General features: G+C 57.5%; 15 protein-coding genes. 10 read left to right on the forward strand and 5 right to left on the reverse strand.

All coding sequences use genetic code 11. From position 1 onward, the window contains the following. Positions 1 to 28 precede the first annotated feature (28 nt). From ACR3EQ_RS03855 to ACR3EQ_RS03880, 6 genes are all read left to right on the forward strand, one after another. Positions 29 to 1,762: a sensor histidine kinase gene (locus tag ACR3EQ_RS03855; RefSeq protein ID WP_480489768.1), complete on the forward strand. Its 1,734-nt coding sequence runs from the start codon at positions 29 to 31 to the stop codon at positions 1,760 to 1,762. Next, positions 1,759 to 2,988 (forward strand): sigma-54-dependent transcriptional regulator, encoded by a 1,230-nt coding sequence (locus ACR3EQ_RS03860; protein WP_480489770.1) that lies wholly within the window; start codon positions 1,759 to 1,761, stop codon positions 2,986 to 2,988. The genes ACR3EQ_RS03855 and ACR3EQ_RS03860 overlap by 4 nt, the downstream gene beginning before the upstream one ends. A 371-nt stretch (positions 2,989 to 3,359) precedes the next feature. Then, positions 3,360 to 4,361, forward strand: coding sequence for a DctP family TRAP transporter solute-binding subunit (locus ACR3EQ_RS03865; protein WP_170616796.1), 1,002 nt, complete (start codon positions 3,360 to 3,362; stop codon positions 4,359 to 4,361). 112 nt (positions 4,362 to 4,473) lie between these two features. Further along, positions 4,474 to 5,151 (forward strand): TRAP transporter small permease, encoded by a 678-nt coding sequence (locus ACR3EQ_RS03870; RefSeq protein WP_170616799.1) that lies wholly within the window; start codon positions 4,474 to 4,476, stop codon positions 5,149 to 5,151. After that, positions 5,151 to 6,527: a TRAP transporter large permease gene (locus ACR3EQ_RS03875; protein WP_170616801.1), complete on the forward strand. Its 1,377-nt coding sequence runs from the start codon at positions 5,151 to 5,153 to the stop codon at positions 6,525 to 6,527. Before ACR3EQ_RS03870 ends, ACR3EQ_RS03875 begins: the two co-directional genes overlap by 1 nt. 153 nt (positions 6,528 to 6,680) lie before the next feature. After that, entirely contained in the window at positions 6,681 to 6,992 is a 312-nt protein-coding gene (locus tag ACR3EQ_RS03880; RefSeq protein WP_480489772.1) for a DMT family transporter, read from the forward strand. Here ACR3EQ_RS03880 and tpiA read toward each other — a convergent pair whose 3' ends face one another. Together tpiA and ACR3EQ_RS03890 are read right to left on the reverse strand one after the other, a co-directional pair. After that, positions 6,993 to 7,742 (reverse strand): triose-phosphate isomerase, encoded by a 750-nt coding sequence (gene tpiA / locus ACR3EQ_RS03885; RefSeq protein WP_480489774.1) that lies wholly within the window; start codon positions 7,740 to 7,742, stop codon positions 6,993 to 6,995. Positions 7,743 to 7,938: 196 nt separating this feature from the next. Continuing rightward, positions 7,939 to 8,304, reverse strand: a complete 366-nt coding sequence (locus ACR3EQ_RS03890; protein ID WP_170616808.1) for a HesB/IscA family protein — start codon at positions 8,302 to 8,304, stop codon at positions 7,939 to 7,941. 213 nt (positions 8,305 to 8,517) lie between these two features. Between ACR3EQ_RS03890 and ACR3EQ_RS03895 the strand changes: the two genes are divergently transcribed. Next, the gene (locus ACR3EQ_RS03895) at positions 8,518 to 8,856 is read left to right on the forward strand and encodes a hypothetical protein (RefSeq protein ID WP_170806265.1); all 339 of its coding nucleotides are present in this window, start codon (positions 8,518 to 8,520) and stop codon (positions 8,854 to 8,856) included. Positions 8,857 to 9,092: 236 nt separating this feature from the next. Here the strand turns inward: ACR3EQ_RS03895 and ACR3EQ_RS03900 are convergent, their stop codons facing one another. From ACR3EQ_RS03900 to ACR3EQ_RS03910, 3 genes are all read right to left on the reverse strand, one after another. Continuing rightward, positions 9,093 to 9,455, reverse strand: coding sequence for an SUF system Fe-S cluster assembly protein (locus tag ACR3EQ_RS03900; RefSeq protein WP_170616812.1), 363 nt, complete (start codon positions 9,453 to 9,455; stop codon positions 9,093 to 9,095). 95 nt (positions 9,456 to 9,550) lie between these two features. Beyond that, positions 9,551 to 9,829 carry an NfeD family protein gene (locus ACR3EQ_RS03905; protein ID WP_170616814.1) on the reverse strand — a complete coding sequence of 93 codons (279 nt, stop codon included), beginning with the start codon at positions 9,827 to 9,829 and terminating at the stop codon, positions 9,551 to 9,553. Next, the gene (locus tag ACR3EQ_RS03910) at positions 9,829 to 10,719 is read right to left on the reverse strand and encodes an SPFH domain-containing protein (RefSeq protein ID WP_170616816.1); all 891 of its coding nucleotides are present in this window, start codon (positions 10,717 to 10,719) and stop codon (positions 9,829 to 9,831) included. The genes ACR3EQ_RS03905 and ACR3EQ_RS03910 overlap by 1 nt, the downstream gene beginning before the upstream one ends. A 174-nt stretch (positions 10,720 to 10,893) precedes the next feature. Between ACR3EQ_RS03910 and ACR3EQ_RS03915 the strand changes: the two genes are divergently transcribed. From ACR3EQ_RS03915 to lon, 3 genes are all read left to right on the forward strand, one after another. Then, entirely contained in the window at positions 10,894 to 11,805 is a 912-nt protein-coding gene (locus ACR3EQ_RS03915; protein ID WP_480489776.1) for a nucleoside hydrolase, read from the forward strand. Between the two features lie 64 nt (positions 11,806 to 11,869). Next, positions 11,870 to 13,000, forward strand: a complete 1,131-nt coding sequence (gene tgt, locus ACR3EQ_RS03920; RefSeq protein ID WP_170616820.1) for a tRNA guanosine(34) transglycosylase Tgt — start codon at positions 11,870 to 11,872, stop codon at positions 12,998 to 13,000. Positions 13,001 to 13,213: 213 nt separating this feature from the next. Beyond that, a complete protein-coding gene (lon, locus tag ACR3EQ_RS03925) occupies positions 13,214 to 15,622 on the forward strand; it encodes an endopeptidase La (protein WP_170616822.1) in 2,409 nt (802 codons plus the stop codon). The last annotated feature ends 32 nt before the right edge of the window (positions 15,623 to 15,654 follow it).

Below are 15,654 nucleotides of genomic sequence, written 5' to 3' on the forward strand. Positions count from 1 at the left end.
AGGCGCGTCGAATGCAAGACCCTATGTCATGTATCGAGTCTGGGTGATCCTTGGATTTCTGTTTGTCGTCGGACTGTTGTCTGCCGGGGTCTGGTCCTACGCCTATCGTCAAGCCCTGTCGCAACTGAGCGAAAAGGCCGAGGCAGATCTTGAACTTGCAGCAGACCGGCTGAGCACGCAGATGCAGGTGTATCAGGAACTCGCGGTCCTGATGGCCGATCATCCAGCCCTGCACGAGTTAGAAACCCCGGCAGACAGGCAGGCGGCCCGGTCCCTGCTGCTGGATGTGTCCGACAAGACTGCTGCATTGAACATGATGTATTTGGATTCCAACGGGCAGGTTCTGGTCGCGGCCCAGCCGGTAAGGCAGCCCGACATGGCCGGATATCCTGCTTTTGAGCGCGCCATGCAGGGGGCCATGGGAAGTGCCCATGGGGCCCTGCCGGAAAGCGGTGATCGGATTTATTCCTATGCGGCTCCGACCTTTGGACCGTCGGGGCAGGTTGAGGGTGCTTTGATGGTTGTCGCGGACGTGCAGGATGTTGAGCAAACCTGGCGCGGCAGCACCGAAGCGGTATTCTTCGTGGATGCGGAAGGCGTTGTCTTCATCTCGAACAGGTCCGATCTTCTGTTCTGGCGGCGCGCAGAGGGACAACAAGGGCTTTCACCGCCGGATGGCGGCACGGTCGATTTCAGCTCGACCCGGGTCGCCGGGCATGAATTGTGGACGCTGAACTGGGGGCGTTATTTGCCCCGTCACGCGCTGCACCTGACGCTTGACCTGCCGGTTATCGATATGACGGCCGAGGTGCTGGTGGACGTAGCACCGGCCCGGCGCTTGGCGGGATTACAGGCCGCCGCAGTTGCCGCAATCTGTCTGGCCTTTGGGGCGTTACTTTTTCTGGCAACTGAGCGCAGGCGCACATTGGCCGAGGCAAACACTGTTCTGGAAAGCAAAGTCGCGCGGCGGACCCGTGATCTGACGGATGCAAACCTGGCCTTGCGGCGCGAAGTGTCCGAGCGGATGGAAGCGGAAGCCGCACTGAAGCGCGCGCAATCTGATCTGGTGCAGGCCGGAAAGCTGAGCGCGTTGGGGCAAATGTCAGCCGGTATCAGCCACGAGTTGAACCAGCCGCTTATGGCCATTCAGCAGTTTGCGGATAATGGCGCCGCGTTCATGGAGCGCGGTCGGAGTGAAAAGGCCCGCGAAAACCTGGGGCGTATTTCAGAAATGGCGGCGCGTATGGCCCGTATCATCAAGAACCTGCGCGCCTTCGCCAGAAATGAAAGCGAACCGATGGGAAAGGTGGATCTTGTTCAAGTCATCAATACAGCCGTCGAACTGACCTCGGCACGGTTGCACGCTGAAGGGGTCACAGTGGATTGGCAGCCCGATGTTGAACCGGTCTTCGCCTGGGGTGGTGAGGTTCGGCTTGTTCAGGTTTTCGTCAACCTCATCAACAACGCCGCAGATGCCATGATCGAACAGGACGATCGATATATTCGCATATGGATCGACACCGATGCGCGAGTATCCGTCACCGTGCGCGACAACGGTCCGGGAATCGAGGATCCCGAAAAGCTGTTTGAACCCTTCTATTCGACCAAGGCCGTTGGTTCGTCCGAGGGGATGGGGCTGGGCCTGTCGATTTCTTATGGGCTGGTTCAGAGTTTCGGCGGCGACATTCGGGGTTACAATTCGCAGAGTGGCGCGTGTTTTACTGTCGAGCTGGATTATTACGAGGATGACAAGGCCGCATGATGCACAAAGTCCTACTGGTTGACGACGATGCGGCGGTTCGGGACGCCCTGGCGCAGACGCTGGAACTGGCCGATTACGCTCCGATTCCAGCAGGGTCATTTGTGGCCGCGAAGGACCATATCCAGGCCGAATTTCCCGGTGTCATCATCTCGGACATCCGCATGCCGGGGCGAGACGGGTTTCATCTGCTGAATTACGCGCATGAAATCGACCCCGATCTGCCGGTCATACTTCTGACCGGAGAGGGCGACATTCCGATGGCGGTGCAGGCCATGGGGCAGGGTGCTTTCGATTTCCTTGAAAAACCCTGTGCCGCTACCGACCTTCTGGCGGTTCTTAAGAGGGCCATTGAAGCCCGTGCGCAGGTTCTGGAACAGCGCGCGCTAAAACGCGAATTGGAGCGGGGCGATCCCGCCGCCCGATTGTTGTTCGGACTGTCCCAGCAGGCCGAAGCTCTGCGCGAACGTGTCCGCACCGTAGCCCCGACCAACGCCGAGGTTCTGGTAACCGGGCCGGCTGGAAGTGGAATATCCAAGGTTGCCGAAGTGGTCCATATGATGTCGCCGCAGGCGCAGGGGCCCTTTGTCAAGCGGCCATCCTCGGGTCTGACCGCGGCGGAGCTGGTGCAGGTCTGTCATGACGCCGCTGGTGGCTCGCTGTTTCTGGATGAAGTGTCGGCCATGCCCGAGGCCACGCAGTACGCCGCGCTTGAGATTGTCGAGCAGGGCGCCGGGGTCCGCATTCTGGCGGGCACCACAGCGGACCTGTCGGCATTGTCTTCGCAGGGCAGCTTTCATGCGGATCTGTTCTATCGCCTTGACGTCATGCGGGTGCGCATCCCGTCGCTGGCAGAGCGTCCCGAGGATATTCCGGTGATCTTTCGCCACTATGTCGCGCAGGCCGCTGAGCAGGCGGGGATTGCCGCGCCCGAGATCACCTCGGAACATCTGGCGTCCTTGATGGCCAGCGACTGGCCGGGCAATGCGCGGTCGCTGATGTCCGCTGCGATGCGATTTGTTCTGGGAATGCCCGAAGATGTGGCGCAGGCTGCTGATCTGGGGCTGAGCGAGCAGATGGCGCGTGTCGAACGTTCGCTGCTGATAACCGCCTTGGGTCGGCATAACGGGAAGGCCACGGAAGCGGCGCGTGCACTGAAGCTGCCGCGAAAGACGTTTTACGACAAACTGGCACGCTACGGCATCCGCCCGGAAGACTATCGGCGGTGACGCGGCCGTGCGGCCCAGCTTCACCTAAAAATTCTACGGTTATGCGCGCTTGGCGGAGTATCCCCCCCCAAGGGAGCTGCTACCGGTGCGAATCTCCGGGTGTTTGATTCGGAACTCGTGAGTCGCCGTAGTGCGGAAATCCGCACAGTGCGCCAAACGTCTGTGCGGATTTCCGCACATGGCTTCTTGGAGAACCTGAAGTTTCAGGTATTCAGTTCATATAAGTATCTAATAAAAAACAATAAAATATCAAAAGAACAGCTATGAAACAAAAAGTTGTGAGAAGAGATTTGATTCGGTTCACTTCGCGTCATGGGGCGCTGGAAGAGTGCCCGATGAAGGGTTCTAGGAAGTCTGGGAGGACAATACAGATGAAAATCCTGACAACAGCTGCAACCGCACTTGCGCTGACTGTGACGGCTACTGCCGGGATGGCGGCGTGCGAAGATGGCGAAATTGTCGTTAAGTTTGCACACGTGACCAACACCGACAAGCATCCGAAAGGTATCGCTGCTTCGCTGCTGGAACAACGCGTCAACGACGAGATGCAGGGCGTCATGTGCGTGGAGGTCTATCCGAACTCAACGCTCTACAATGACGACAAGGTTCTTGAGGCGATGTTGCAGGGCGACGTTCAATTGGCCGCGCCGTCGCTATCGAAGTTCGAAAAGTTCACCAAACAGTTCCGCCTGTTCGACCTGCCGTTCATGTTCAAGAATATCGACGCCGTGGATGCCTTCCAGGCCTCGGCGGACGGTCAGGCGATGAAAGACAGTATGCAGCGCCGCGGCCTGCAGGGTCTGGCCTTCTGGCACAATGGCATGAAGCAGATGTCGGCGAACAAACCGCTGGTTGACCCATCTGATGCGGATGGCCTGAAGTTCCGGGTTCAGTCTTCGGACGTTCTGGTTGCGCAGATGGAAGCCATCGGTGGCAGCCCGCAGAAGATGGCATTCTCGGAAGTTTACGGCGCGCTGCAGCAGGGCGTTGTGGACGGACAGGAGAACACCTGGTCGAACATCTACGGCAAGAAGTTCTTCGAGGTGCAGGACGGCATCACCGAAACCAACCACGGTATCATCGATTATCTGGTGGTGACGTCGGTCGACTGGCTGGACAGCCTCGAGCCGGAAGTGCGTGATCAGTTCCTGACCATTCTGAGCGAAGTGACCGAGACCCGGAACAAGGAAGCCTTTGCCGTGAACGAAGCGGCCAAAGCCTCGATCACGGACGCCGGTGGAATTATTCGCGAACTGAACCCTGAACAACGTCAGGCCTGGGTCGATGCAATGAAGCCCGTTTGGGACAAGTTCGCTGATGACGTAGGTCAGGAAAAGATCGACGCCGCTCAGGCAATCAACGCCGGGTTCTGATCCCGGTCAAGGCCGCGCGTCAGGGGACTGGGGAGTTATCGACGCGCAGGCCGGGCGGGCCGAAAAGGCCCGCCCCAATCCTTCTCAACAATAAAAATGTGGGGACAGATAGATGTCTGGTGCGAAATCCGGCCATGGCGGGCTGGTCGACCATATCGAAGAAACCATGATTGCGTTGCTCCTGGGCCTGATGACGGCCGTTACATTTGCAAATGTGATCGCGCGTTTCTTCTTTAATTCGAACATATTGTGGGCGCTTGAACTGACAGTGTTCATGTTTGGCTGGCTGGTGTTGCTTGGCGCATCTTATGCGGTGAAGAAGCACGCGCATCTGGGGGTCGACGCCATCCTGAATATGCTGGCCCCGGCGCCGCGCCGCATACTGGCGCTGATCGCCGTAGCGTGCTGTCTGGTGTTTTCGCTGCTGCTGCTGAAAGGGTCGTATGACTATTGGGCGGTGTTTGCCGACCTGCCACCCACATCCGGACGCTGGTTCCCGACAGGGTTCGATACCGGAGCGCGCAGCCAGAGTTTCTACGAGGTTGACGATATTCCCATGGTCGCGCCGCTGCGCTTTCTTGAGGGCCTCATCAACTATGGCGAGGAATACGAGAAGCTTCCCAAGGTGGTGCCGTATCTGGTGTTGCCAGTTTCCATGCTGCTGCTGGTGATCCGCTTTTCGCAAGTCGCAGTGCAAATCTGGCGCGGTGAAACCGATCGTCTGGTCGCCAGCCACGAAGTCGAGGACGAGATCGAAGAAGTCCGGGCTCAGCAAGGAGAGCATGACTGATGGATGTAGTTCTTCTTTTCTCGATGGTCATTGGCCTGCTGCTGATCGGCGTTCCGATCGCGGTTGCACTTGGCCTCAGCTCTACTCTGTTCCTGCTGATCTATTCCGACAGTTCGCTCGCTTCGGTTGCTGGTACGCTGTTTGAGGCGTTCGAGGGGCACTTCACTCTGCTCGCGATCCCGTTCTTTATCCTGGCGTCGTCCTTCATGACGACAGGGGGCGTGGCACGCCGGATCATTCGCTTTTCGATTGCCTGTGTGGGCCATTTGCCCGGCGGGCTGGCGATTGCGGGCGTTTTTGCCTGTATGTTGTTTGCAGCCTTGTCGGGGTCATCCCCTGCAACGGTGGTCGCCATCGGTTCGATCGTTATCGCTGGAATGCGACAGGTTGGATATTCCAAAGAATTTGCGGCCGGTGTGATCTGCAACGCAGGAACCCTGGGTATCCTGATCCCGCCTTCTATCGTCATGGTGGTTTATGCAGCGGCAGTCGAGGTTTCGGTCGGCCGCATGTTCCTGGCAGGCGTCATTCCGGGCCTGTTGGCCGGTTTGATGCTGATGGTCGCAATCTATGTGATGGCGAAGGTCAAGAACCTGCCTAAGGGCGACTGGAAAGGCTGGGGCGAGATATTCGCATCAGCGCGTGAAGCTGGTTGGGGCCTGTTCCTGATCGTGATCATCCTGGGCGGCATTTACGGCGGCATCTTCACGCCGACCGAAGCTGCAGCGGTGGCCGCGGTTTATGCGTTCCTGATCGCCTGCTTCGTCTACAAGGACATGGGACCGCTAAGCAGCGAGGGTGACGCGCAGAATATCTCACTGTTGAAGAAACCCTATGCACTGGTCACGGCGCTCTTTCACCCGGATACTAAGCACACGCTGTTCGAGGCTGGAAAGCTGACCGTCACACTATTGTTCGTGATTGCCAACGCACTGATCCTGAAACATGTGTTGACCGACGAACAGGTGCCGCAGCATATCGCCAGCGCAATGCTGTCGGCAGGCCTGGGACCGGTTACGTTTTTGATTGTGGTCAACGTGATCCTACTGATCGGTGGTCAATTCATGGAACCCTCGGGCCTGCTCGTCATCGTTGCGCCGCTGGTGTTCCCGATTGCCATCGAACTGGGCATCGATCCGATCCACCTGGGCATCATCATGGTGGTGAACATGGAGATTGGAATGATCACGCCACCGGTCGGCCTGAACCTGTTCGTGACCTCGGGTGTTGCGGGGATGCCGATGATGGGCGTTGTGAAGGCCGCGCTGCCGTTCCTTGCGGTGCTGTTCGTCTTCCTCATCATGGTGACGTACATTCCGTGGTTGTCGACCTTCCTGCCCAATACCTTCATGGGGCCCGAAATCGTGACCAATTAGACAGCGTCTACATGACAACGCAAAAATCGGGCGGCGCGATCCGCCCGGTTTTGTCTTGAAGAACAGAATTGAGTGACTATCTGCCACTCAGAGGACGACCTCCCCAAAATGGGAAATTCTCCGGGACGGCCCGGGCAAAACGAGGTCTCTCATATGCCCTGGATCATTCTGTTAACTGCCGGACTGCTCGAAATCGTCTGGGCCTTTGCCATGAAGCAATCGGCCGGCTTTACCCGGTTTTGGCCCACCGCGATTATGGGCGTGTCGATGTTGGGATCGTTCGCCCTGCTTGCGCTGGCAATGCGCACGCTGCCATTGGGCACAGCTTATGTCGTCTGGACAGGGATTGGCGCCGTTGGCGCGTTTCTGGTCGGTATCCTGTTTCTGGGCGAAGCGGTAACCGCCACGCGCATTTGCGCGGCGGTTTTGATCGTGGCGGGGATGATCGCGATGAAGCTTGCCTGATCAGGCGTTTTCCAGCGCTTCGATGATCCCCGAGAAATCTGCGGCTTTCAGGCTTGCGCCGCCAACCAGCGCACCATCGACATTGGAGACGGCGAAAATATCTGCTGCGTTGCTGGGCTTTACCGAACCGCCATAAAGCAACCGGACCGAGCGCCCCACACCTTCGCCAAAGCGGCGCTCCAGACGCGCGCGGATAAAGTCGTGGACCTCTCCGATCTCGTTGAGCGTGGGAACTTTTCCGGTTCCGATGGCCCAGATCGGCTCGTATGCGACGATGAGGTTCTCACCGGTCGACTGATCCGGAATGGACCCCGACATCTGGCCGCCAATAATATCAAGCGTATTGGCGGCTTCGCGTTGTTCCAGACTTTCACCAACGCAGATAACGGTCTTAAGACCGGCGTCCATCGCGACGCGGGCTTTGGCACGAATGTCATCATTCTGTTCGGAATGATCCTCGCGTCGTTCCGAATGCCCCAGAATGACGGTCGTTGCGCCAGCGTCGACCAGCATGTCGGCGCTGATATCGCCGGTGTGGGCGCCGTTCGGGGCCGCGTGGCAATCTTGGCCGCCGATAGTAATGCCGGTTCCCTGCGTCGCCTGCGCGGCGCGGTGAACCAGTGTGGCCGGAGGGCAGATCAGAATATCGACAGTTGGGGCAGGGTGGGTGCTGGCCAGCACCTCAAGCTCGCCCAGCGCTTCGCTGGTTCCGTTCATTTTCCAGTTTCCAGCCGCCAACTTGCGCCGCATCCCTGCACCTCTTCATTTTGACATCATTTCATTTTCGGATAGCACCCTACGCCCCACCTGACAATTCCGCGCAAGGGGTGCTGGACGGTCAAACGCCGGAAATTCCGTCTGCGCCAATACATACGGCACACCTGTTCAATAGGTGGCCGGAAACCCGGGAACCTTGGGGAGAATGTTGATGCGACGCACAGACGCCTTATCGCTGTTCAGTCAGCGCCTCGTCGAACTTGATCGACTCGCCGCAGCCGCATGCATCAACAACATTTGGATTGCGGAACTTGAAGCCGGACTCCAACAGAGTGACCTCGTAGTCGATCTCGGTCCCGAACAGAAACATTTGCGCCATGGGTGCAATCATGACCCGTGCACCGTCCTGTTCGACAACTTCGTCGTTAGGGTCCGCCTGATCCACATAGTCCATGGTATATTCCATGCCGGCGCATCCGCCTTTTTTCACGCCAATGCGCAGCCCGGCATGTCCGGCCGAGGCCATCAGACGAGCAATCTGCTCGGCCGCCTTGGGCGTCATGGTTACAGCCTGTTTGCCAGGAATGCCAAACATCAGGGGATCTCCGTCGTCGCGTTGACACTAATTTAGGGCTTTCGATCACCGGGCTCAAGTGAGCGCGGCCTATGAATGCGAAGATTTACTTTGAAACAGCCGGTTTGCGGGCACCGGTCGCCTTGCACCAGCGCCGCTGGCCGGATTAGCCTGATCCGGAGGGGCAACAGATATCCGTCCTTTGGTGCAACAACAATCACGAGGTTTGCAAATATGGCAGTGCGGTCAAAATATCTGAAATCAAATGCGCCGCTGGCGCTGTTGGGGCTGAGTTTTGCCGTTTTGGCTGGCACTGCGTGGGCTGCGTCGGACGGGCCCAGACACCCTGTCAATTGCGCAACCGCTGAAGGCGATCTGCGCGCGATTGCCTCAGAAAAGAAGCATGCCGAAGACAAGCAGTTGGAAAGTGTGGCGGCAATTACGCCTGCGGGCGCATTGCTTGGACTGGTTACCGGCACCGAAGGCAAAAGACTGCAAATGCTGTCCGGAGATTACGTCAAGCAATTGGACGATAGGGCAGCAGAGATCAAATCGACCTGCGGCAATCAGTAAATTGCAGTTTACCCTGAACGTTCTGGACCGCCCTCGGGCAAGAGCGGTCCAATATTCGGGCCGGAGATTTCAAGGAGGGCAGGCGATCCAGCAGCCCGTGCGAGCGACAAATGGAATGCACTATTTCGTCGACACACCGATTTGTTGCGCAGGTGTATGAAAGTTTTGCTACAGCCGTGTAACAGTTGGATGACTTTTTGAGGACAACAGATTGTTTTTTGAAGATAATTCTCTGGTCACATAAATCCGAGTTCCAGTCGGGCTTCGTCAGACATCATTTCCATTCCCCAGGGTGGCTCCCAGGTCAGTTCAACGTCGACTTCCTTGATGCCGGCAACAGGCTCAACGGCTTCAACGATCCAGCCCGGCATGTCTCCGGCGACGGGGCAGCCCGGTGCGGTCAGGGTCATGATGACTTTGACTGCATTGTCCTCGGCAATCTCGATTGTGTAGATTAGCCCGAGATCATAGATATTCACTGGAATTTCAGGATCATAAACCGTTCGGCATGCCTCAACCACGGCCTCGTACAAGGGGTGTTCGATGGTCGAAGGGGCAATCAGCGGCGTGCCCTCAAACTGTTCACTGGGATGCGTCATTATTGCCTCGGGTTTGTTACCTGAGAAAATATATAGGGAAAGGCCGGACCAGCGTCCAGTGCGGCAATGGCGCCCGCCTTGGGCGCCACCCCCGTTCAGTCATTGATATCGTGGTTGAACGTTTTGACCTGACCATGAGGCAGCGCGAATATGCGCCGAAGAACCAGCCAGGACACCAGCGACAACACCGCGAAGATCAGCAACAGTATCGGCAGCGAGGGTGTAAGCCCCGGCAAAATCAGCAGGATACCCGTGATTGCGGCACCGATGGCAAAGCCAAGAAAGATGAAACCCGGCAGCACGATTTCAAGGATTCCCAAGGCCAATGCGGCGGCCATCCAGATCCACCAGGTCAGCCAGAAGGGATCTGCCATCATTTTGCTCCTTTCAGCATCTTGAACGCATCACCGAAAGCCTCAAGGGCGTTTGCCGGCACGACGATCGTCTGTTTTCCGGTCCCGTTGCCCAATGCGTTAAGCGATTCGACCTGTTTCAGAGCGACCTGATATTGAGCGGCCTCGATACCGTTGTCCTGAATTGCCTTGGCAACGACACCGGTCGCATAAGCCTCGGCTTCGGCTTGAATACGCCGGGCCTTGGCGGTTTGTTCCGCCGCATAAAGTTCGGCATCTGCCTGCAGTTCAACAGCGCGTTTCATGCCTTCGGCTTCGGTTACCTGAGCCCGGCGCGCGCGTTCGGCATTCAGCTGCTGCAGCATGGCGTCACGGGTCGCTTGGTCCAAATTAACGTCCAGAATTTCGGCGCGGGTCACTTCGATCCCCCAGTCATCGACGGCTGTTTCGACACTTTCCTGGATTTGGGAGATCAACTGGGCGCGGTTCGACTGTACTTCATCCAGATCCATTTTACCGATTTCAGCGCGCACGATACCTGCCACCGTGGTCGCAATCGCACCGTCGACATCACGGATTCGGTAGACTGTCTTTTCAGGCTCAAGAATGCGGTAGAACACCGATGTATCGATCTGGACCAGAACGTTATCCTTGGTGATCGCATCCTGCGTCGCGTTTGGAAGCTGACGTTCAAGAATGGATATCTTGTGGCGCGCAACATCCAGGAAAGGAACGATAAAATTGATTCCGGGCCCCAAAACCGAGTGCAGCCGACCGAAGCGTTCAATCACGAACTTTTCGGATTGCGGGACGATCTTAATGCCCTTCAGGATGACGATTACGATTAGGGCCGCCGCCAGCAGGTAAATGATGTTCGATGAAAGCAATCCGATGATTTGATCTTCGGTCATTTCTGTCCTCTTTATTGTGTACTATGGTATACACTTGGGGGTTGAGTCGCCCGATTTCAACTCTGGTATGGACAGATTGGACTCGGATGCAAACCAGTGAAGGCGTCGAAGTTCGAGGGAAAACAACAGATGTGTCCGCTTTGCATCCCGCCATGATTGCGGTATCGGGCGCATATGAAACTGATTATCGACACTGATCCGGGAATCGACGATGCGATGGCTATTGCCTACGCCGCCGCCGCGCCGGAAATTGACCTGATTGGTCTGACGACCATTTTCGGAAACACGCATGTGCATCAATCCAGCCGTAATGCGCGGTTTTTGCTGCACAAACTCGGCCTTGATGCTGCAGTCGCGGAAGGCGCAGCCTTTCCGCTTGAGACGGACGCACATGTGCCGTCCGAACATGTCCACGGGCCGGAAGGGTTCGGAGACCTGACGGAGATCCCGCAGATCGGTGAAAACCATCCCCTGCCAGCGGCAGAATTTCTGGTCGAAATGGCACGCGAACACAAAGGCGAACTGGTCGTTTGTGCGGTTGGTCCGTTGACCAACATCGCCGATGCGATGCGCTTGGACCCGGAGTTTTCCCAAAATCTGGGTCGGCTGGTGATCATGGGGGGCGCCGTGTATTGCCCCGGAAACATTACCGCCCACGCAGAAGCCAACATTTACCACGATGCCCGAGCAGCGGATTTCGTTTTTGCGGCCCCCCCGAATACGGTTCTGGTTGGATTGGACGTCACGCTGAAGACCTTGTACCGGGGCGCGGACTTCGATGCGCTGGCCGAAAAGTCAACAGATATGGGCGCTTTTTTGCGCGACATTTCAAAGTTCTACCTCAAGTTCTATAAGGAAGTCGGTGGGCTGGAAGGATGCGGGTTGCACGACTCGACCGCCGTAATTGCATGCTCTCACGAACCGATGTTCGACACGGTCCAGACAGGCCTGCGCGTGATCGTCGGTGGGGAGGAAAACGGTGCCACGCGGCCGGATCCCTCGCGTCCCGCAGTTCGCGTTTGCAGGAATGTCGACGGCGAAGGCGTTGTGGCGTTGTTCACGGAGCGCGTTGTCACTTTGCCCTGACGGGTTGCAAAGGGCAGGCGGATCAGGCAAATCCTGCCCGGTTCAGCGACCCCGAGGCGACACAATGACAGACCGTTTTTCCTTTGACCTAAAGGCCACCGACGGCAAGGCCAGAACCGGTGTGATCCATACCCCGAGGGGTGAGGTTCGCACGCCTGCTTTCATGCCGGTCGGGACAGCCGCGACCGTCAAGGCGATGATGCCGGAAAGCGTGCGCGCGACGGGGGCCGATATCCTGTTGGGCAATACATATCACCTGATGTTGCGCCCCACCGCTGAGCGGATCGATCGCCTGGGCGGATTGCATAAATTCATGAACTGGGAGCGGCCAATTCTGACGGACTCGGGTGGATTTCAGGTCATGTCGCTGGCCGGGCTGCGCAAGCTGACGGAAAAAGGCGTGACCTTCAAATCCCATGTCGACGGATCAAAACATGAACTGACGCCCGAGCGGTCAATGGAAATCCAGCGGCTCTTGGGATCGGACATCGTCATGTGTTTCGATGAGTGCCCAGCGTTGCCAGCCGATCGGGACCGCATCGCAGAATCCATGCGCCTGTCGATGCGATGGGCCGGCCGGTCGCGCGAGGCGTTCGGGGACCGTCCGGGCCATGCACTGTTCGGGATCATGCAAGGCGGGCTGGAACGCGACCTGCGCGAGGAAAGCGCCGAGGCATTGAAGAAAATCGGCTTCGAAGGCTATGCCGTCGGCGGTCTGGCCGTGGGCGAGGGGCAGGAAGCCATGTTCGACTGCCTTGAATACGCGCCGGACTATCTTCCCTCGGACAAGCCCCGTTACCTGATGGGTGTTGGCAAGCCTGACGACATCGTGGGTGCCGTCGCACGCGGGATCGACATGATGGATTGCGTGCTGCCGTCGCGGTCTGGGCGAACAGGGCAGGTTTTCACCCGTCGCGGTGTGGTCAACATCAAGAATGCCCGTCACGCGGACGACCCGCGCCCGCTGGATGAAGCCTGCAGTTGCCCGGCCTGTTCAAACTACTCGCGCGCTTACCTTCACCATGTTTTCCGTTCGAACGAGATGATTTCGGGGATGCTGCTGACATGGCACAATCTGCACTATTTTCAAGAGATTATGCAGGGAATGCGAGACGCTATTTACGAAGGTCGGTTTGCGGCTTGGCAAGGTGACTTTCACGCGCAGCGTGCGGAAGGGGATATTGAGCCTGTTTAGGCGGCAAATCCGGTTGGGTTTCAACAAAATTCGTGGATATGTCAGCGCGACGCCTTGCAGTCGGTAAATCATCCGGTCATTCTGATTGCCGACAAACGGCGATGAGGTTGAAAACAGGCGGTCAGCGCCCCACCTTTATCGTCCAAGACAGGAGATGGCCAAAGGTTGCCTTTCTAGGGACCAGTGCCGTCTTGCCAATGATAAGGATTGAGCATGCAAGAGCCTCTGAATTCCTCATACCCCGTACTGCCTTTGCGCGACATCGTGGTTTTTCCGCACATGATCGTGCCGCTGTTCGTGGGGCGGGAAAAATCCGTCCGTGCACTGGAAGAAGTGATGCAGGACGACAAGCAGATATTGCTGTCCAGCCAGATTGATCCGGGTGACGACGATCCCACCATCGAAGGGATTTACCAGTCCGGTGTTCTGGCGAACGTTCTGCAGCTGCTGAAACTGCCCGATGGCACCGTCAAGGTGCTGGTTGAAGGGCAGGCACGCGTGCAGATCACCGAATTCCTCGAAAACGACGATTTCTTCGAAGCTCGTGCGGAGTATCTGACCGAGATACCCGGCGATGTGACCACGACCGAGGCGCTGCTGCGCACCGTTGCGGACGAGTTCGAGCGCTATGCCAAAGTGCGCAAGAACATTCCCGAAGAAGCGCTTGCAGCAGTTGGCGAGACAACTGAGCCCGCCAAGCTGGCTGACCTCGTGTCGGGTCATCTGGGCATTGAAGTCGAGCAAAAGCAGGAGTTGCTGGAAACTCTGTCCGTCAGCGAACGGCTCGAGAAGGTCTACGGCCTGATGCAGGGCGAAATGTCGGTTCTGCAGGTCGAGAAAAAGATCAAGACCCGCGTCAAATCCCAGATGGAGAAGACGCAGCGCGAGTATTATCTGAACGAGCAGATGAAGGCCATTCAGAAGGAACTTGGCGATGGCGAAGACGGCAGCAATGAAGTTGCCGAACTGGAAGCCAAGATCGCCGAGACCAAGCTGTCGAAAGAGGCGCTGGAAAAGGCGGAAGGCGAGCTGAAGAAGCTCAAGAACATGTCGCCGATGTCTGCCGAAGCGACCGTTGTGCGCAACTATCTGGACTGGATCCTGTCGCTGCCATGGGGCACCAAGTCCCGTGTCAAAAAGGATCTGGGCCGGGCGCAGGATATTCTGGATGCCGATCACTATGGGCTTGAGAAGGTCAAGGAACGGATCGTCGAGTATCTCGCGGTGCAGCAGCGTTCGAAGAAGCTGAAAGGTCCGATCCTGTGCCTCGTTGGCCCTCCGGGTGTGGGTAAGACCTCGCTCGGTAAATCCGTTGCTAAAGCCACGGGGCGCGAGTTCATTCGAATCTCGCTGGGTGGCGTGCGCGACGAATCCGAGATCAGGGGCCACCGTCGAACCTATATCGGGTCGATGCCGGGTAAGATTATCCAGGCGCTGAAGAAGGCGAAGACCACGAACCCGCTTATCCTGCTCGATGAAATCGACAAGATGGGGCAGGACTTCCGTGGCGACCCGGCTTCGGCAATGCTGGAAGTGTTGGACCCGGAACAGAACAGCACGTTCATGGACCACTATCTTGAAGTGGAATATGACCTGTCGAACGTGATGTTCCTGACCACGTCGAACAGCTACAACATGCCCGGGCCTTTGCTGGACCGGATGGAGATCATCCCGCTGGCCGGCTACACAGAAGAGGAAAAGAGCGAGATCGCCAAACAGCACCTGATCGGCAAACAGGTCAAGAACCATGGTCTGAAAACCAAGGAGTTTGATCTGACTGACGAGGCGCTCCAGAAGATCATTCGCATCTACACCCGTGAAGCCGGGGTGCGGAACCTGGAACGTGAAATCGCCAAGGTGGCGCGGAAATCGCTGACCAAGATCATCAAGAAAGAGGCTGAATCCGTCACGGTGACGCCGGACAATCTTGATGAATTCCTGGGCGTGCCGAAGTTCCGCTATGGTCTTGCTGAGCAGGACGATCAGGTTGGTGTTGTTACCGGTCTGGCTTGGACCTCGGTAGGGGGTGATCTGCTGCATATCGAGGCGCTGAAACTGCCCGGCAAAGGGCGGATGAAGACCACCGGCAAGCTGGGCGACGTGATGAAGGAATCCATCGACGCGGCCTCGTCTTACGTGCGGTCGATTTCACCTCAGATCGGTGTGAAACCGCCCAAGTTCGACACGTTGGATATTCACGTGCACGTTCCGGATGGGGCAACCCCCAAGGACGGTCCTTCGGCCGGTTTGGCGATGGTAACGTCGATCGTATCGGTCCTGACCGGAATTCCGGTGCGCAAGGACATTGCCATGACGGGCGAGGTGTCGCTTCGCGGGAATGCAATGCCGATTGGCGGTTTGAAAGAAAAGCTGCTAGCTGCCCTGCGGGGAGGCATCAAGACGGTGCTGATCCCGGAAGAGAACGAGAAGGATCTGGCGGACATTCCGGATAACGTTAAGGAAGGCCTTAAGATCATTCCGGTCAAGCATGTCTCGGAAGTTCTGGAACAGGCACTTGTTCGCGCGCCAGATCCCATCGAATGGGACGAAGCGGCCGAGGAAGCAGCGGCAGCCGCCGCCAAGGCACCCGAAAGCACCGGACCGTCGGCGACTGCACATTAAGTTACCGGAAGTCAGGGCCGGGATACTGGCCA

This window comes from Ruegeria sp. AN11, assembly GCF_056536005.1.